The organism is Thioclava litoralis, assembly GCF_045278885.1.
Lineage (GTDB): Bacteria > Pseudomonadota > Alphaproteobacteria > Rhodobacterales > Rhodobacteraceae > Thioclava > Thioclava litoralis.
Genome location: NZ_CP135443.1, coordinates 905,020 through 921,326 on the forward strand (window position 1 = coordinate 905,020; position 16,307 = coordinate 921,326).

At 65.9% G+C, this 16,307-nt stretch carries 16 protein-coding genes and 1 riboswitch; of the genes, 3 read left to right on the forward strand and 13 right to left on the reverse strand.

Features of this window, described 5'->3' with window-relative positions; genetic code table 11:
* Window positions 1-48: 48 nt before the first annotated feature.
* The 10 genes from RPE78_RS04410 to RPE78_RS04455 form a co-directional block, all read right to left on the reverse strand.
* Window positions 49-939, reverse strand: a complete 891-nt coding sequence (locus tag RPE78_RS04410) for a LysR family transcriptional regulator (RefSeq protein ID WP_339108288.1) — start codon at window positions 937-939, stop codon at window positions 49-51.
* A gap of 83 nt (window positions 940-1,022) precedes the next feature.
* On the reverse strand, window positions 1,023-2,498 hold the full coding sequence (locus RPE78_RS04415; protein WP_406721327.1) for an MATE family efflux transporter: 1,476 nt from the start codon (window positions 2,496-2,498) through the stop codon (window positions 1,023-1,025).
* A 71-nt stretch (window positions 2,499-2,569) separates the two neighbouring features.
* Entirely contained in the window at window positions 2,570-3,550 is a 981-nt protein-coding gene (locus RPE78_RS04420; RefSeq protein ID WP_339108290.1) for a HesA/MoeB/ThiF family protein, read from the reverse strand.
* Window positions 3,547-4,140, reverse strand: a complete 594-nt coding sequence (locus RPE78_RS04425) for a thiamine phosphate synthase (RefSeq protein WP_406721328.1) — start codon at window positions 4,138-4,140, stop codon at window positions 3,547-3,549. Before RPE78_RS04425 ends, RPE78_RS04420 begins: the two co-directional genes overlap by 4 nt.
* The gene (locus tag RPE78_RS04430; protein WP_339108292.1) at window positions 4,137-4,910 is read right to left on the reverse strand and encodes a thiazole synthase; all 774 of its coding nucleotides are present in this window, start codon (window positions 4,908-4,910) and stop codon (window positions 4,137-4,139) included. The genes RPE78_RS04425 and RPE78_RS04430 overlap by 4 nt, the downstream gene beginning before the upstream one ends.
* A 1-nt stretch (window position 4,911) precedes the next feature.
* A complete protein-coding gene (gene thiS / locus RPE78_RS04435; RefSeq protein WP_339108293.1) occupies window positions 4,912-5,109 on the reverse strand; it encodes a sulfur carrier protein ThiS in 198 nt (65 codons plus the stop codon).
* Window positions 5,100-6,101 carry an FAD-dependent oxidoreductase gene (locus RPE78_RS04440; RefSeq protein ID WP_406721329.1) on the reverse strand — a complete coding sequence of 334 codons (1,002 nt, stop codon included), beginning with the start codon at window positions 6,099-6,101 and terminating at the stop codon, window positions 5,100-5,102. The genes thiS and RPE78_RS04440 overlap by 10 nt, the downstream gene beginning before the upstream one ends.
* Complete coding sequence (gene thiD, locus RPE78_RS04445) at window positions 6,098-6,901, reverse strand: bifunctional hydroxymethylpyrimidine kinase/phosphomethylpyrimidine kinase (protein WP_406721330.1); 804 nt, start codon at window positions 6,899-6,901, stop codon at window positions 6,098-6,100. The genes RPE78_RS04440 and thiD overlap by 4 nt, the downstream gene beginning before the upstream one ends.
* 66 nt (window positions 6,902-6,967) lie before the next feature.
* Window positions 6,968-7,070: riboswitch (TPP riboswitch) on the reverse strand.
* A 40-nt stretch (window positions 7,071-7,110) separates the two neighbouring features.
* Complete coding sequence (locus tag RPE78_RS04450) at window positions 7,111-9,618, reverse strand: ABC transporter permease (protein ID WP_406721331.1); 2,508 nt, start codon at window positions 9,616-9,618, stop codon at window positions 7,111-7,113.
* Entirely contained in the window at window positions 9,615-10,298 is a 684-nt protein-coding gene (locus tag RPE78_RS04455) for an ABC transporter ATP-binding protein (protein ID WP_339108297.1), read from the reverse strand. The genes RPE78_RS04450 and RPE78_RS04455 overlap by 4 nt, the downstream gene beginning before the upstream one ends.
* Here RPE78_RS04455 and RPE78_RS04460 point away from each other — a divergent pair.
* Window positions 10,297-11,010, forward strand: a complete 714-nt coding sequence (locus RPE78_RS04460; RefSeq protein WP_406721332.1) for an arylesterase — start codon at window positions 10,297-10,299, stop codon at window positions 11,008-11,010. The two genes, RPE78_RS04455 and RPE78_RS04460, sit on opposite strands and share 2 nt — an antisense overlap.
* Before the next feature lie 5 nt (window positions 11,011-11,015).
* On the opposite strand, the gene RPE78_RS04465 is transcribed toward RPE78_RS04460, so the two are convergent.
* From RPE78_RS04465 to hemC, 3 genes are all read right to left on the reverse strand, one after another.
* Window positions 11,016-12,242 carry a hypothetical protein gene (locus RPE78_RS04465; protein ID WP_406721333.1) on the reverse strand — a complete coding sequence of 409 codons (1,227 nt, stop codon included), beginning with the start codon at window positions 12,240-12,242 and terminating at the stop codon, window positions 11,016-11,018.
* A 150-nt stretch (window positions 12,243-12,392) separates the two neighbouring features.
* Window positions 12,393-13,766, reverse strand: coding sequence for an FAD-binding oxidoreductase (locus RPE78_RS04470; RefSeq protein ID WP_339108300.1), 1,374 nt, complete (start codon window positions 13,764-13,766; stop codon window positions 12,393-12,395).
* A 102-nt stretch (window positions 13,767-13,868) separates the two neighbouring features.
* Window positions 13,869-14,834: a hydroxymethylbilane synthase gene (gene hemC, locus RPE78_RS04475; RefSeq protein WP_406721334.1), complete on the reverse strand. Its 966-nt coding sequence runs from the start codon at window positions 14,832-14,834 to the stop codon at window positions 13,869-13,871.
* A 119-nt stretch (window positions 14,835-14,953) separates the two neighbouring features.
* On the opposite strand from hemC, the gene hemE reads away from it, so the two are divergent.
* Together hemE and RPE78_RS04485 are read left to right on the forward strand one after the other, a co-directional pair.
* Window positions 14,954-15,985 (forward strand): uroporphyrinogen decarboxylase, encoded by a 1,032-nt coding sequence (hemE, locus tag RPE78_RS04480; RefSeq protein ID WP_339108302.1) that lies wholly within the window; start codon window positions 14,954-14,956, stop codon window positions 15,983-15,985.
* A 66-nt stretch (window positions 15,986-16,051) separates the two neighbouring features.
* Complete coding sequence (locus tag RPE78_RS04485; RefSeq protein ID WP_339108303.1) at window positions 16,052-16,219, forward strand: hypothetical protein; 168 nt, start codon at window positions 16,052-16,054, stop codon at window positions 16,217-16,219.
* Window positions 16,220-16,307: the final 88 nt, after the last annotated feature.

The window sequence follows — 16,307 nt, forward strand, 5'->3', positions numbered from 1 at the left end:
ATGCGCCCGCCGTTTTGCATTTCGGCCCGAGGTCAGGCCGAGACCCGATCAGCCATTGGCCTGATGGATCGAGGCCAGACATTGCGCCATGAATTTCACCGGCGTGCTGGCGCGGTCCACATCGCGATAGACCAGATCAAGCGAGACCTTGCGGCGGCTGACCCCGCCTGCATTCAGCATCACCAGATCACCGCGTTCCAGCTGACCGGAGATCAGCTCGGTCGGCAACCAGCCGAAACACATGCCCCGCTCGACCGCCGCCACGGCGCTTTCCAGCGAGGAGACCGTCCAGATACGGCCATGCGGGCGGTCCACCTCGGTGCCGTCCAGCCGGTTCTCGCGGATGAAAACGCGCAGATGCCGCGCCATCTCGGCCTGTGTCAGGCTGTGATGGGCATTGGCCAGAGGGTGATCCTTGCGCGCCACCAGCGCGAAATCCATCTCGCAGATCCGCTGGCCGACAACAGGGCAAAGCTCGGGCAGAACCACGGCCAGATCAAAGGGCAGGCTCATGAATTCCGACATTTCCAGACGCACCGTCTCGTGGATATCCACCAGAACATCGGGAAATTTCACCTGAAGCTGCTGCAGCGCCTCGCCCAGCCATTCGCGCGGGAAAAGGGCATCGACCAGCAGGCGGACCTGAAGCGGTCCGGTGCCGGATTCCGCCCGTGCGGCCGTCTCGACCGAAACCAGCTCGTCGATCAGCGGCGAGACCTCGGCCAGCAACAGCTTGCCATGCTCGGTCAGAACCGCGCGGCGGCCCTGCATCTCCATAATCGGGAAGCCCAGAGATTCCTGTAGCTTGGACACCGAATAGCTGATCGCGGACTGGCTCCGCTCCAGACTGATCGCCGCCTCGGCAAAACTGCCGCATTCCACAACGCGCCGCAAGATGGCCCAATGTTCGAGGTTGGTCTTCGGAATGCTCGACGGCATATGGTCCTCATCGCTTTGTTATGCGCGCATTGAACGGCCTTCGGCGGTGATGCGCAAGATCTGGCTGTCGATCTGGCTTCGGATCATTGCGTCCTTTCGTGGGACAGCGTGGCCGAAGCAGGATCGGGCTGGGTATCGCTGGGATTGGCAATAGGAGGCTTTGGCGGGGTGTGCAATCCACCTGCGGGCCCGTCCTGCCAGCGACCGAAGCGATAATACAACACCGCCATCAGCATCGTGGCGCAGAAGGCGGTCGGGAAGCTCCACCAGATCGCATCGGTGCCAAGCACCGGATGCATCAGCTCGACAAAGCCCAGCCGCACCGGATAAAGCGACACCGCCAGAATGACCAGCGGCCAGACCACACGCCCGTTGGCCCGCACCGTGCCGAACAGCACCTGACTGACCCCGAAGGCGACAAAGCCCCATGTCGCCACCAGAAGCGCATGCTGGCCGATCTCCATCGCCGCCCCCTGCCCGTCGAGAAAGATCGCCAGCGCATAGCGGTCCACCAGCAACAGCAGAGCCACCAGCCCGCCGGTCAGCACCATATTGAAGACGATCCCGATACGGGTGATCCGCGAGACACGATCAAACCGGCCCGCCCCGATATTCTGCGCCGCCATTGCCGACACCGCCGCCCCCAGCGCCATCGCGGGCATCTGCACATAGGTCCAGATCTGCTGCACCGCACCGTAAGCCGCCGTGGTCTCCACGCCCTCGCGATTGATCAGGCGCAGCACCGTCAGCGCGGCGGTGGTCACCACCACCATCTGCAGGCCGATGGGCAGGCCCTTGGCAAGGATCTGGCGCAGGATCTGCGGATCGGGCCGCAGAAAGCGCAGCTCGCCCCCGCGCAGGCGCAGCGGCAAGTCCCGCAGATAGATATAGACCAGCATCGCCACCAGCGAGGTGTAATTGGCCAGCCCCAGACTGATCGCCGATCCGCCGATGCCCAGCTTCGGCAGCGGCCCGACCCCAAGGATCAGCAGCGGGTTGATCACCGCCGCCAGCAGCACCGCCAGAATCATGAAATAGAGCGGCGTCACCGAATCCCCCGACCCGCGCAGGGTCATCATCAGCATGGTCTGCATCAGGATGCCTGGCATGGCGACAAAGGTCAGTTGCAGATAGCTACGGGCCAGATCCCCGATCTGCGGATCGGTCCCCAGCAGCGCCAGCAGATGCGGCGCGGCGAAATACCCCGCCACGGCCACCACGACCGCCAGCGGAAAAAAGCAGCCCACCGCCGTGCCGACGATCCGGCGGGCCTCGCACAGGCTGTCACGCCCGATGGCCTGACCGATCAGAATGGTGGCCGCCATGCCGAACCCGAAGACAAAGCTGACCAGCAGGAACATGATCAGGTTGCCATTGGTGGTGGCCGCCAGCGCTGTCTCGCCCAGCAGGTTGCCCACCCAAGCCGAGTCGATCGACCCGCCTGCCGATTGCAGCACCGAAGAGCCCAGCGTCGGCAGGGCAAACATGGCCAGCGCCCAGGGAATAGAGCCGGAAACAAGAGCGTTTGACGAGGTCTTGCCTGAGGGTCCACGCGACATAAAGGGCTCCGTCTGTTCTTTGCAGCTCACCCAGATAGCGTCATCCGGCACGAAGTCATCCGCTTTGCAACTCAGGCCCGTTCAACAGGGTGCGCGCCCATCGCCACCAGCACGATCTCGCCCTGCCATTCGCCACGGATCGCGTCTGCCGCAGCCCAGGACCGCTGCCCCGACCGGCAGGCCAGAACCAACCGCTTGCGCGGCCCGAACAGCGCCATCGTCCGAAGGTCTTCCACGCCCAGCCGATGCGCCTGCGGATGCGCCAGCGGGCCTTCCTCCTCGGCGCGCAGATCGATGATCAGATCCTCCGCCGACATCGCTTCGGGAGCAATGAAACGCGGCGCGTATTCGGGTTCGGGCGCGGTGTGGAACACAAAACCGCCAAAGCGCCACGAAACCGCATCAAAGCTGCTGACCCGCCCCAGAGGGCTTTCACCGAAACCGGTCAGCACCGCCAGCGCCATCTGGGCCTGTAACGCGCCGATCACCCCCACAATCGGCCCCAGCACCCCATCCGCAGCACAGCTGCCCAACCGCTGTGGCAGATCGGGAAAGACCGCACGCAGCGAGGGCGCATTGGCACAGAACCCGCCGACATAGCCCTCGGTCCCCACGACCGACGCCGAGATCAGCGGCACACGGTTTTCAAGACACTGGTCCGACAGGATATAGCTGGCCGCGAAACTATCGGCACAATCCAGCACCAAATCGCAGCCTGCCATATGATGCGCGACATTGGCAGGGCTCAACGCCTGCGGCACAGGGTCCAGCACCACGTCGGGGTTGAGATCCGCCATATGGGCCGCCGCGGCCAGCACCTTGGACCGGCCGATATCGCTTTCGCGAAACAGCGTCTGCCGGTGCAGGTTGGAGCGGCTGACATGATCGGCATCCAGCAGGCGGATATAGCCCACCCCCGCGCCCACCAGATAGTGCAGCACCGGCGCCCCCAGCCCGCCAGCCCCCACCACCAGCACCCGCGCCTCCTGCAGCCGCGCCTGTGCCGCCTCTCCGAAGCCCGGCACGGCGATCTGGCGGGCATAGCGGGTCATCGGGTGACCTCCAGCCACTGCCGCAGCCGTGCCTCCGGGTCGGCATTGAGGGTGATATCGGTCACCACCGACACGCAATCCGCCCCTGCCGCAAAGGCCAGAGGCGCGCGTTCCACCGACAGCCCGCCAATGGCCACCAAGGGCACCCCTTGGCACAGCTGCTTCCATCGGGTCAGTGTCTCGACCCCCTGCTGATGCCATTTCATCTTTTTCAGGATCGTCGGCCAGACCGGCCCCAACGCGACATAATCGGGACGCGCCGCCAGAGCGCGCGCCAGCTCGTCCTCGTCATGGGTGGAAAGGCCCAGCTTCAGCCCCGCCGCGCGGATCGCCGCCAGATCGGCGGTCTCAAGGTCTTCCTGCCCCAGATGCAGCCAGTCGCAGCCCAGCTCGATGGCCAGCTCCCAATGGTCATTCACCACCATCTGCGCCCCATGCGCGCGGCACAGGTCACGCCCCTCGGCCAGCAGAGCGCGCAAACGGCCCTGCGGCTGGTCCTTGATCCGCAACTGGACGAATTCCACCCCCAAGGGCAGCGCGCGACGCAGCCAGTCGGGGTGGTCGAAGATGGGATAGAAACGCGGGATCATGCCAGCACCGCCATGCCGATCACCGGCGTCGAGGGCTGGGCCATATCGCGTGGCTCCATCGGGTCCGCCTCATAAGCCAGCCGCCCTGCCTCCAAGGCGCGCGCAAACCCTTCGGCCATTTTCACGGGGTCTCCGGCCTTGGCCACCGCCGTGTTCAGAAGCACCGCGTCAAAGCCCATCTCCATCGCGGCGGCGGCATGGCTGGGCAGGCCCAGACCCGCATCGATCACCATCGGCACCTCGGGGAATTGCGCCCGCAGGCTCCGCAGCCCGTAGGGATTGTTCAACCCCAGCCCCGTGCCGATCGGCGCGCCCCACGGCATCAGCACCTCGGCCCCTGCCTCCAAGAGCCTGCCGCCCAAGACGCCATCCTCGGTGGTATAGGGAAACACCTTGAACCCGTCTTGGGCCAGAATGCGGGTGGCCTCCAACAGGCCGAACGGATCGGGTTGCAGCGTGTCGGGATGGCCGATCACCTCCAGCTTGATCCAGTCCGTATCGAACACCTCGCGCGCCATATGGGCGGTGGTCACCGCCTCTTTGACCGAATGGCATCCGGCGGTATTGGGCAGCACGGGCACATCCAGCCCGCGGATCAGCTCCCAGAAGCCCGCGCCCGTGCCCGATCCGGCGGTCTCGCGGCGCAGCGACACGGTGGCAATCCCCGCGCCCGAGGCCGCAAAAGCCTGCGCCAGATCGCGGGGGCTGGGATAGTGCGAGGTGCCCAGCATCAACCGCGATGCCACCTCGGTTCCATAGAAAACCGGCATGTTACCCTCCCTGACGGGGTGCAAGAATTTCCAGACGGTCGCCGTCGCGCAGGGCATGGCCCGTGCGGGCGGCAGAGGCCACGAAGACCTCGTTGACGGCGGTGGCCACGCGGGCCTCGCCATAGCCCAGAACAACCAGCGCCTCGGCCAGTGTCGTGGCCTCGGCCTCGGCGGGGATTCCGTTGACGATCAGGCGCATGGGGCCTCCTGTAGCAGGGGTTCAGACAGCAAAAGTTCCGAGTTTTGCCCGTCCAGCAGATAATCGGCGGCGGTCATCGCCAGCGCGGGTGACATCAGATAGCCATGACGGAACAGCCCGTTGACAAAAACGCGGTCCGCGCCGACCACCACGCGCGGAATGTTATCGGCAAATCCGGGGCGGGCATTGGCCCCAAGCTCCAGCACCTCGGCCTCGGCAAAGGCCGGATGCAGCGCGAAGGCGGCATTGAGCAGCTCGACCGTCGAGCGCAGGGTCGATGGTCCGCGGCTGTCGCCTTCCAGTTGTGACGCCCCCAGCATGAAGATCCCGTTGCCCCGTGGCACGATATACAGCGGATAGCGCGGATGCAGCAGCCGCACGGGGCGCGACAGCCCGATCTGCGGGCAGCGCAGCACCACCATTTCCCCGCGCACCCCGCGCAGGGCGGGCAGGTGGTCGCGCGCCTCCAGCCCGCGACAATCGACAAGCCGTCCCTGATGCGGCGCGTCGGGCATGATCTCGACACCCTTGTCCGCAAGCCCCTCGCGCAGGACGGCCAGCGCCACGCGCGGTTCGATATGGGCCTCGGTCCCGAAGAACAGGCCCCGTTCATGGCGGTCGGCCAGATCGGGTTCCAGCGCGGCAATGCCCGCCGCATCCAGCCAGCAATGGCCATCGGTGCGGCGCGCAAAACGGTCCAGCTCGCGCCGGTCGCGCGCCAGCGTCACCACCAGAGTGCCCCGATGGGTCACCGGCACCCCTGCCTTGGCCCACCAGTCGGCCGCGCGCAGGCCGTGGCGCACCACGATCTCGTCGCTGATCTCGCTTTCGCAATGGGGTGCCAGCATCCCCCCTGCCCACCAGCTACAGCCATGCGGTCCGGGGGCGCCATGCGGGTCGATGATCTGCACCCGTGCCCCGCGCGTGGTCAGTTCCTGCGCGGTGGTCAGCCCGGCCACGCCCGCGCCCAGAATGGTGAAATCGATGCTCATGCCAGAGCCTCCATCGGCCAGATTTCGTGGAAATGATGCACCGGCCCGTGGCCCTGCCCGATCTGCAACCCCTGAGCGGCACGGATCGCGCCCTGCAGCCAGCCATGCGCGCGCACCACCGCCTGCGGCAGCGGCTGCCCCAGTGCCAGCCCCGCCGCCACGGCCGAGGCCAGCGAACAGCCCGTGCCATGCGTGTGACGCGTGACACAGCGGGGCGCGGTGAAATAAGAGACCTGCTCGGCCAGAAGAAGATCGGTGCAGACAGGCCCCGTTGCATGCCCGCCCTTCAGAAGCACCGCCTTCGGGCCAAGCGCCCGCAGCGCGCGGGCCTGCGCCTCATCGGCCTCCTGCGCCTCGGGCAGGCCCAGAAGACAGGCGGCCTCGGGCAGGTTCGGGGTCAGCAGGCTTGCCAGCGGCAGCAGGTCGGATGTCAGCGCCGCCACGGCCTCTTTGGCCAGCAGCGCATCACCGGATTTGGCAATCATCACGGGGTCCAGCACCACAGGCCCTGCAAATCCCGCGATCTCTTCGGCCACCACCCGCACCAGCTCGGCCGAGCCCAGCATGCCGATCTTGATCGCATCGGCCCCGATATCGTCCAGGCAGGCGCGGATCTGGGCGCGCAGCATAGAGGGCGACATCAGCACCACATCCGTCACCCCGCGCGTGTTCTGCGCGGTCACGGCGGTGACGGCGCTCATGGCATAGACCCCCAGCGCCGAAGCCGCCTTGAGATCGGCCTGAAGCCCCGCGCCGCCGCCCGAATCCGATCCTGCGATACTGAGAAGTTTCGCGACCATATCCCTTCCTCCAATTTCCCGGCATCTCGGCACGGGCGGAAAAAGGGGATGCAGAAAGGCTGCACCCATCGCTTTGGTTCCGTTCCCTACGCCGATACAAGCCGGATCAGGTTCGATGGGTTGGCGTGACGCCTCTCAGCCCCTCATAGGGGCACCCCAACGGATTTGCGCCAAGCTAGACCTCGCGGCGCAGCGATACAAGAGGTCTTTCAATCGGCCTGCCGCAAGATCCGCGCAGGCCGCACCCGCAGGGGCCTGATCACAAACATCAGATCCGCCAGCAGCGCCGCCGCCATGCCGGTAAACAGGATGACAAGCGCCGGTGTCCACGCCATGTGATAGCCCAGCTCCATCACCTGCGTAAGCACCGCCCAGCCCGCCAGCGCCCCCGCCCCGACAGCCACCAGCCCCGCCACACCGCCAAGGATCAGCGCGCGCAGCAGGAACGCCAGCAGAATACGGCCACGGCTGGCGCCTAGCGTTTTCAACAGCGCCGCCTCCCATGCGCGGCGGGCCTCGCCTGCCGCAGAGGCCCCGATCAGCACGATCACCCCCGTCACCAGCGTCACGCTGGCCGCAAGCGAGGTGGCGCGGGCAATCGTCTGCAGCGCCTCGGTCAGGCGGCCAATGGCTTCGCGCACGGGCACGGCGGTGACATTGGGGAAGGCCTGCGCCAGATGCCGCAGGATCTCGGGTTCGGCGGTTTCGGGGGCGTAGAGTGTGGCCAGATGGGTATGCGGCGCGCCCGCCAGAGCCGCAGGGTTGAAGGTGATCACAAAGCCGATCCCCGCCGTCGAGAAATCGACATCGCGCAGCGAGGTGATCGGCGCGGTGATGTCGCGGCCAAGGATATTGACGGTCAGCCTGTCGCCCAGCTTCAGCCCAAGCTCCTGCGCCTCCTTTGCGGCAAAGCTGATCTGCGGCGGGCCTTGATCATCGGGGGCCCAGAACTGGCCCGCCACGATTTTCTCGCGCGGGGTGGCGGCATAGGTCACGCCACGGTCACCGCGCAAGACCCAGTGGTCGGGGCGGCCCTCGCGGGCAGGTCTGTCGTTGATCCGCGTGATCACACCACGCAGCATGGGCGTGGTCTCGACGCGCTCCACCTGCGGATCGGCCTGCATCTGCGCGGTGAAAGGCGCAAGCTGGTCGGGTTGGATGTCCAGCAGGAAAAAGGCCGGTGCCTGTTTTGGCAGGTCGGTCGCAATCGCATTGCGCAGCCCCGCATCCACCTGCCCGATGGCCGACAGGACCGAAAGCCCCAGCCCCAGCGACAGCACCACCGGCAGCGCCTCGGAGTTCGGGCCGGAAATCCCCGCCAACGCCACCCGCAGCGCAGGCGCACCCCGCACGATCCGCTGCACGCGGGCCGCCAGACGTTTCGTCAGCCAGCCCGTCAGCGCCAGCAAAGCCAGCGCCCCTGCCACCCCGCCCAAGGCCCCGAGCGTCAGCCACGGCAGGCCCGACAGCGCCATTGACGCCCCCACCAGCACCGCCGCCAGAAGCGCGATCAGCGCCAGCATCCCCAAGGGCGGCAGCCCCCGCGCCCGTGCGCGGTAAAGCCGCGCCACCCGCGTCTGTGACAGGCGCGCAAGCGGCCAGAGCGAGAAGATCGCTGTGACCAGCGCGCCATACATCGCGGCCTCGGCCATCGGGCCTGCGCTCAGGCGCAGATCCACCGGGATCGGCATGACCCGCCCGATCAGCCCGCCAGAGCCCAGCACCAGAAGGCAGGCCAGCCCCAGCCCCGCCGCAATTCCTGCCACGCCGAGCACGATCAGTTGCCAGTAAAACACCCAGCGGATGGTGCGCCCCGAGGCCCCGATAGCCCGCAGGGTCGCCACGGTCGCGGCCTTACGGTCCAGCCAGCTTGCCACCGAGGACGAAATCCCCACACCGCCCACCGTCAGCCCCGCAAGCCCCACCAGCACGAGGAAACTCCCCAGCCGCGTCACAAAACGGTCCGCCGCCGGAGAGGCCCGCCTGCGGTCGCTCCAGCGCAGACCGGCCTCTTTGAAACGGGTCTGCGCCTCGGTTTTGAGGGGCTCGAGGTCGGTGCCCGCAGGCAGGGCCAGACGGTATTCGCTTTCATATAACGCGCCGGGGTCCAGCAGGCGCGAGCCCTCCAGCGCTTTGGTGGCCACAATCACCGGCGGGCCAAGCGTGATGCCCGCCCCTGTTTCGTCGGGCGCACGGGCAAGCCGCGCCAGCATGCGGAACGTGACGCCGCCAATCTCGACGGGATCGCCCGCTTTCAGCCCCATGCGATCCGCCAGAACGGGGTCGACCAGCGCTCCATAGACGCCATCGACAGGGGTCATCAGATCTGCCAGCGTCATCTGTGGGGCGGTCTCTACCGCACCATAAAGCGGATAGGCAGTATCGACGCCCTTCACCTGAACAAGCGCGGTCTGCAGGGTCTCGCCTTCGCCATGACGCAGCATGGAGCGGAAGTCGATGACCTCGGAGACCCGCGCCGCCCGCGCGTCAATCCATGCGCGTTCGTCCGCCGTGGCGCGGCGATAGGTGAATTCCAGCTGGGCATCGCCGCCCAGAAGCACCGCGCCCTGTTCCTGTAGAGCCTGCTGGATGGCATGGCGCACCAGCCCCACCGAGGCAATCGCCGCCACCCCCAGCATCAGGCACAGGAAGAACACCCGAAAGCCGCGCAACCCGCTGCGCAGCTCGCGCCTAGCGATGGACCATGACACGCTCATGCGAGACTGTCCGAAAGAATGGCCCCATCGCGCAGCCCCACCACCCGGTCGCAGCGGGCGGCAAGATCGGCGGCATGGGTCACCAGAACAAGCGTCGCGCCATAATGGTCGCGCAGCCCGAACAGCAGATCCATGATCTGCACGCCGGTCCTGGCATCAAGGTTGCCGGTGGGTTCGTCGGCCAGCAGGATCTCGGGGCGCGGGGCCAGCGCACGGGCCAGCGCCACACGCTGCTGCTCGCCGCCAGACAGCTCTGTCGGGTGATGGTGCATCCGGTGGGCAAGCCCCACCGCCTCCAGCTCGGCCTTGGCGCGGGCAAAAGCATCGCGCGCGCCCGCAATCTCCAGCGGCAGGGCCACGTTTTCCAGCGCGGTCATCGTGGGCAGCAGGTGGAAATTCTGGAACACCACCCCCATGTGATGGCGACGAAACCGCGCCAGCGCGTCTTCCTGCATCGCGCCCAGATCCTGCCCCAGCGCCTGCACCTGCCCCGATGTGGCGCGCTCGAGCCCGCCCATCACCATCAAAAGCGAGGATTTGCCAGACCCCGAAGGCCCCGTCAGACCAAGGCTCTGCCCGCGCTGGACGTCCAGCGTAATTCCGTTCAGGATCGGGACAAGGCCTGCATTTCCCTCCAGCTTCAGCTCCACTTCTTTCATGGAAAGCACTGTATCCGCCATGTCCATCCTGTCGAAATTCCTTTTCCTACCGCCCCATAAGACACGGGGTCTACAGAGCTTTGCACTTCACAAACGCGGCATCCGGGCGGGTTTTGCCCTGCTGCTGGCACTGGCCCCGCTACAGGGCCATGCCGCCGAAAAGACGCTGCTGGCCTTCGGGGACAGCCTGACCCAAGGCTACGGGCTGCCCGATGGCCAGGGCCTTGTGCCGCAGTTGCAGGCATGGCTGAACGCGCATGGTGCGGATGTCACGATCATCAATGGCGGGGTATCGGGCGATACCACGGCAGGCGGGCGGGCGCGTATCGACTGGTCGCTGACGCCCGATGTGGATGCGGTGATGGTGGCGCTTGGCGGCAATGACATCCTGCGCGGGCTGGCGCCTGCTCAGGCAAAGGCCAATCTGGATGCCATCCTCAAGGCCGTGACCGACAAGGATCTGCCAGTGCTTCTGGCCGGTGTCCCCGTGCCGGGCAATTACGGGACCAGCTACCAGACCGAGTTCCGCGCGATCTATCCCGATCTGGCGGCAGAATACGATGCGGTGCTGGTGCCCGACCTACTGGCACCTCTGGCGGCAGCCCAGCAGGATGACACCAAGCGCGCCGACTATCTCCAGCCCGACGGCCTCCACCCCTCTGCCAAGGGTGTGGCACTGGTGGTCGAGGCGCTGGGGCCGCAGGTTCTGGATCTTCTCGATCAGGTCGAGTAGCGCGATCAGGCCGAGTAGCGTGGGCCGCCCTGTTTGCGGCGGTCCATAAGATAGAGCGCCGCCGCCGCCAGAATGGCCAGAGCCGCCCCCAGCAGCGCCACCACCCCATAACCTGCCAGCGCCGCACCAAGGGCAAAGACCGTGGCGCTGGTGACGTCGCCTATGAGCTTTTGCAGCGCCAGAAGCGAGGCCCCCGCACCGGGCCGCGCAGACAGAAGTTCCTGTAGATAGGCCATCGGCTGGGTCAGGATGAACGCGCCCCCCAGCGCCCCGAACACCGGCAGGACCCACAAGGCCGGACTGGATGCCAGCACCGGAATGCAGGCCAGATGCACGGAATAGAGCAACGTTCCGATCAGGATGAGCGTGACCCGCGACATCCGCATGGAGACTGCCGGCACCATCAGCATCAGGGGCACTTCCAGCCCTGCGGTGATCGCCGCATAAATCGCCACATCCCCCGCCCCCCGTCCGGGCACCTGCGCAAAGACCAGACCGATCAGCACAAGATAGAGCACAACGCCGCCATTGATCGCGCCCAAAGCCAGCACCCGCACCAGAATACGCCAATCCGCCATTTCCGTCAGCGACTGGCGGAAGCTCAGCCCCGATTTCGGGTCGGGCCAGCGCGTCGCGCCGTCGCGGGGCCAGAACAGAAGCGTCAGCACCAGAACCGAGGCCGCAAGGCAGAAACAGACCGGATAGATCGCCATCAGGTCGACCCCCGCGCCGAAGGCCAGTGACCAGACCGGCAGCACCGCAAGCCACGGCACGGCAAAAAGCGCCCGCAGGCTGGACTGGATCGCCTCGCGTTCACGCTTGGGATGGACCGAAGCCGCCAACCGGCCCAACGCAAAAAGCTGCCCGAACAGCGTCGAGGCCAGCGGCACGAAAACCGCATGGGCCAGCACAAAGGTGACAGGGCTGGGATGGAGCGTCACCAGCCCCGAACCGATTGTCAGAAACACCGAAGAGAGCAAGGCGATGGCGCGCCGGTTGGCCCGCTGGTCTGCAATAATGCCAAAGCCCACCGAGGTGGTGACCGCAATCACCGAGGCCGCGATAAGGATGCGGGAATAGGCCCCGTCGCTGAGCCCGAAAATGGTTACCGCGATGGTGGAAGCCTGCGGCAGAAGCGAGGCCACATGCGCGCCAAACAGCACCATCAGCGCCGAGGTCAGCAGCAATGCGGGATCTTTCACCAGCGGCTTATACGCGGCCAAGGCAGACATCGGGACCTTCCTTTCGCAAGATCCCCACATGCCCTTTCGCGCAGGGCGCTGCAATCCCTATCACGGCTTCGGGGCCGCACAGGCCGCTCTGCGCGGCTTCGGCACAGGCAGCACCGCCCCCTGATGCCGGACCGAGACCCGAAGGGGCCGTCAGGCCTCGGGGACCGTCTTGCCCGGATTGAGGATATTCTTGGGGTCCAGCGCCGCCTTGATCGCGCGCATCGTGCGCAGCGCAACGGGGTCTTTGTATTTCGCCATCGACCCCAGCTTGGACAGCCCGACGCCATGTTCCGCCGAGAAGCTGCCCCCCATCACCACCGCCTCGCGCGAGATCGCATCACGGATCGGGGCCACAAAGCCCTTATCCGACGGGTAGACGGTATAATGCAGGTTGCCATCGCCCAGATGCCCGATCGCCATCATCCGCGCCTTTGGGTCCAGTCGCGCCACTTCGGCATTCATCCGGTTGAGCCACGGCTCGATCAGATCCAGCGGCAGCGACACATCGGTATCGACCAGCGGATCCTCGTTCAGGGACACTTCGGCTGCGGATTCGCGCATATGCCACAGATAGTTACGCTGTGCATCAGAGGAGGCCACGACCGCATCCAGAATATCCCCCGCCTCCAGCGGGGCCTCCAGCAGGTCTTCCAGCCGCGATTGCGGGGTGTCTCCGGGCACCGTCGTGGCGATTTCCAGCAGGATATTCACCGGCGCAGGGGTGATCGGGCAGGTCCAGTCGGGTTTGTATTTCGCCATCCGGTCGAAAAAGAGATCGGGCAGATATTCATAGGCCTCGACCGCCCCGCCCGTACCCGCCTGCACACGGTTGAGAAGCGAGAGCGCCTGCGCAAAGCCCGGCAATGCCAGCAGCGCCGTAGCCCGCGCGGTGGGGGCCGGCACCAGATGCAGCATGGCGGCGGTAATCACCCCCAGCGTGCCTTCCGCCCCGATCATCAGATCGCGCAGGTCATAGCCGGTATTGTCCTTATGCAGCGCGGTCATCAGGTTCATCACCGCGCCATCAGCCATCACCACCTCAAGCCCCAGACACAGCGCCCGCGCATTGCCATAGCGCACCACATTCGAGCCGCCCGCATTGGTCGACAGGAAGCCCCCGACCATCGCCGACCCCTTGGCCCCGAAGCTGAGCGGAAACATCAGACCGGCCTCGGCCACATGGTCATGGATCGTCTGCAAGATGACCCCCGCCTCCACCGCTATGGTACGGGCCGCAGGGTTGAAATCACGGATGCGGTTCATCCGCGCCAACGAGATCATCAGCCGCCCCTCGGCCTCGTGCCCGCCATTCAGCCCCGTCCCGCCAGAGACCGGCACGACCGGCGTGCCGCTTTCCGAGGCCAGCCGCAGAATGCCCGAGACCTCTTCGGTTGTGGCAGGACGTAGCACGGCCAGCGGCTGCCAGTGGTAATGGCCCGTAAATTCCTCACCGAAACCTGCCATATCCGCGCCGGTCAGCACATGGTCATGCCCCAGCAAATCCCGCAGGCGATCAAGCAGCATGTCAGTCCCCATCCAACAAGCGGGGGCCCGAACGGCACCCGACACAGGTCATATCCCTATTGTATACAGAACGGCGCCGTTACCGTCGCCTTGCGGCAAAACCTACCCGCGCTTCCAGTCAAAAAACCCTTTTGGCGCCTGATCCAGCAGAGCACGGGCCACGTCAATCCCCAACTCGCCCGCATCGGACAGGCTGGCACGCCCCTCGGCGCGCAGACATTCGGACCCGTCGGGACGCAGGATCTCGCCGCGCATCCAGATTTCGCCGCCCTCGATCAGCGCAAGCCCTGCAATCGGGGTCTCGCAAGAACCGTCCAGCGTGGCCAGAAACGCGCGTTCGACAGTCAGCCGCTGCTCGGTCGGAATGTCATGGATGGGCGACAACAACTGCGCCGCGCGCGCGTCATCCACACGACGTTCGATCCCGATGGCACCTTGCGCCACAGCAGGCAGCATATCTTCGGGGGCAATCGCCCCTGCGGCCAGTTCCGTCATGCCAAGGCGGTTGAGCCCCGCCATCGCAAGGAAAGTGGCCTCGGCCACACCATCGGCCAGCTTCTGGCGCCGCGTCTGCACATTGCCACGGAATTCCACCAGTTTCAGGTCGGGACGGCGAGACAGAAGCTGCGCACGGCGGCGCAGGCTGGAGGTGCCCACCACGGCCCCTTCGGGCAGATCATGGATCGTCGTCGCCTTCAGCGATACAAAGGCGTCGCGCACATCCTCGCGCGGCAGATAGGTATCAAGGACCAGACCCTCGGGCTGGACCGTCGGCATGTCCTTCATCGAGTGGATCGCGATATCGATCCGCCCGTCCAGCATCGCCTCTTCGATCTCTTTGGTGAACAGTCCCTTATTGCCGATTTCCTTGAGCGGCTTGTCCGAGGCGATCATCGCACGGTCATCGCCGGTGGTCTTGATAACGACCACCTCGAAGGCGGCTTCGGGCAGATCATGCGCCGCCATCAGGCGGGCACGGGTTTCATGGGCCTGCGCAAGCGCCAGAGGGCTGCCGCGGGTGCCAAGCTTCAGGGGCTGATCGGGTGTGGGCATCTGTGTCATAGCCATAGCCTTAGCCTTGCGCGCGGCCCCATGCAAGAAGCCCTGTCGGCCATTGTGGTGCGGGAAAGCTTGACAGCACGGGCCCCGCCTTGTTCTAGAGAGACCAACCCAAGGAGAGTACCCAGATGGCCGACAAAACGATCCTGCGCGCCCTACGCGGCGAACGCCTGCCCACGCCCCCGATCTGGATGATGCGGCAAGCCGGACGTTACCTGCCGGAATATCGCGCCACGCGGGCCAAGGCGGGCGACTTCCTGTCGCTGTGCTACAACCCCGAACTGGCCGCCGAGGTCACGCTGCAGCCGATCCGCCGCTACGGCTTTGATGCAGCGATCCTGTTCGCCGATATTCTTCTTCTGCCGCAAGCCCTTGGGGCGGATCTGTGGTTTGTCACGGGCGAAGGCCCGCGGCTGTCCACCATCACCTCGGCAGAGGGGCTGCGCGGGCTGAAGACCCGTGACGACATCCACGAGGTGCTTTCTCCGGTCTACGAGACGGTGCGGATTCTGTCCGAAAGCCTGCCGGAAGAGACCACGCTGATCGGCTTTGCCGGTGCGCCCTGGACGGTGGCGACCTATATGGTGGCCGGTCGTGGCACGCCCGACCAAGGCCCCGCGCATAAGCTGAAAGACGAAGATCGCGCGACATTCAGCGCCTTGATCGACCTGCTGAGCGATGCGACCATCGAATATCTTTCGAAACAGGTGGAAGCCGGTGCCGAGGTCGTGAAACTCTTCGATAGCTGGGCCGGCTCGCTGAAAGGGCAGGATTTCGAGGATTTCGCCGTCAAGCCGGCCGCCCGTATCACCAAGGAAATGAAGGCCCGCTTCCCCGGTCTGCCGGTGATCGCCTTCCCGCGCGAGGCGGGCGATGGCTATATCGGCTTCCACCAGAAAACCGGCGCGGATTGTGTGGCCATCGACAATTCGGTGACCCCCGAATGGGCCGCCGAGCATGTGCAGGTGTCGGGCTGTGTGCAGGGCAATCTGGCCTCGCGACATATGGTCACAGGCGGGCAGGCACTGGTCGAGGAGACCCGCCGCGTGGTCGAGGCCTTCCGCAAGGGGCCGCATATCTTCAACCTCGGTCACGGGATCACCCCCGATGCCGATCCCGAGAATGTGGCACTGATGATCGAGACGGTGCGCAATATGTAACAGAGGCGGGGGAACTTTTCGGGGCTTCGGGCGTCATACTCCTGAATTAGGAAACAGGAGATTTCGATGAAACTCGTGAAACTGACCCCCGCTCTTGCTGTTCTCGCCCTGCTGGCAGCCTGCGGCCATAACGCGACCGAGCGGGCCGCAACCGGCGGCCTTGGCGGCGCGCTTGTGGCAGGGCCTGCAGGGGCTGTGGTTGGCGGCACGGTCGGTGCGGCAACCGCCCACTGATCAGCCGTCCACCGATCCGGCCCGAAGGCCGAGCGTCCCAACGGGGCCCAAAGCCGGACGCCCGCGACAAAAGCCCGAGCCGGATGCC

Bases quoted from the DNA above. Each gene is read 5' to 3' on its own strand.
- RPE78_RS04410 (WP_339108288.1), bottom strand. From the start codon at position 939: ATGCCGTCGAGCATTCCGAAGACCAACCTCGAACATTGGGCCATCTTG.
- RPE78_RS04415 (WP_406721327.1), bottom strand. From the start codon at position 2,498: ATGTCGCGTGGACCCTCAGGCAAGACCTCGTCAAACGCTCTTGTTTCC.
- RPE78_RS04420 (WP_339108290.1), bottom strand. From the start codon at position 3,550: ATGACCCGCTATGCCCGCCAGATCGCCGTGCCGGGCTTCGGAGAGGCG.
- RPE78_RS04425 (WP_406721328.1), bottom strand. From the start codon at position 4,140: ATGATCCCGCGTTTCTATCCCATCTTCGACCACCCCGACTGGCTGCGT.
- RPE78_RS04430 (WP_339108292.1), bottom strand. From the start codon at position 4,910: ATGCCGGTTTTCTATGGAACCGAGGTGGCATCGCGGTTGATGCTGGGC.
- thiS (WP_339108293.1), bottom strand. From the start codon at position 5,109: ATGCGCCTGATCGTCAACGGAATCCCCGCCGAGGCCGAGGCCACGACA.
- RPE78_RS04440 (WP_406721329.1), bottom strand. From the start codon at position 6,101: ATGAGCATCGATTTCACCATTCTGGGCGCGGGCGTGGCCGGGCTGACC.
- thiD (WP_406721330.1), bottom strand. From the start codon at position 6,901: ATGGTCGCGAAACTTCTCAGTATCGCAGGATCGGATTCGGGCGGCGGC.
- RPE78_RS04450 (WP_406721331.1), bottom strand. From the start codon at position 9,618: ATGAGCGTGTCATGGTCCATCGCTAGGCGCGAGCTGCGCAGCGGGTTG.
- RPE78_RS04460 (WP_406721332.1), top strand. From the start codon at position 10,297: ATGTCCATCCTGTCGAAATTCCTTTTCCTACCGCCCCATAAGACACGG.
- RPE78_RS04455 (WP_339108297.1), bottom strand. From the start codon at position 10,298: ATGGCGGATACAGTGCTTTCCATGAAAGAAGTGGAGCTGAAGCTGGAG.
- RPE78_RS04465 (WP_406721333.1), bottom strand. From the start codon at position 12,242: ATGTCTGCCTTGGCCGCGTATAAGCCGCTGGTGAAAGATCCCGCATTG.
- RPE78_RS04470 (WP_339108300.1), bottom strand. From the start codon at position 13,766: ATGCTGCTTGATCGCCTGCGGGATTTGCTGGGGCATGACCATGTGCTG.
- hemC (WP_406721334.1), bottom strand. From the start codon at position 14,834: ATGGCTATGACACAGATGCCCACACCCGATCAGCCCCTGAAGCTTGGC.
- hemE (WP_339108302.1), top strand. From the start codon at position 14,954: ATGGCCGACAAAACGATCCTGCGCGCCCTACGCGGCGAACGCCTGCCC.
- RPE78_RS04485 (WP_339108303.1), top strand. From the start codon at position 16,052: ATGAAACTCGTGAAACTGACCCCCGCTCTTGCTGTTCTCGCCCTGCTG.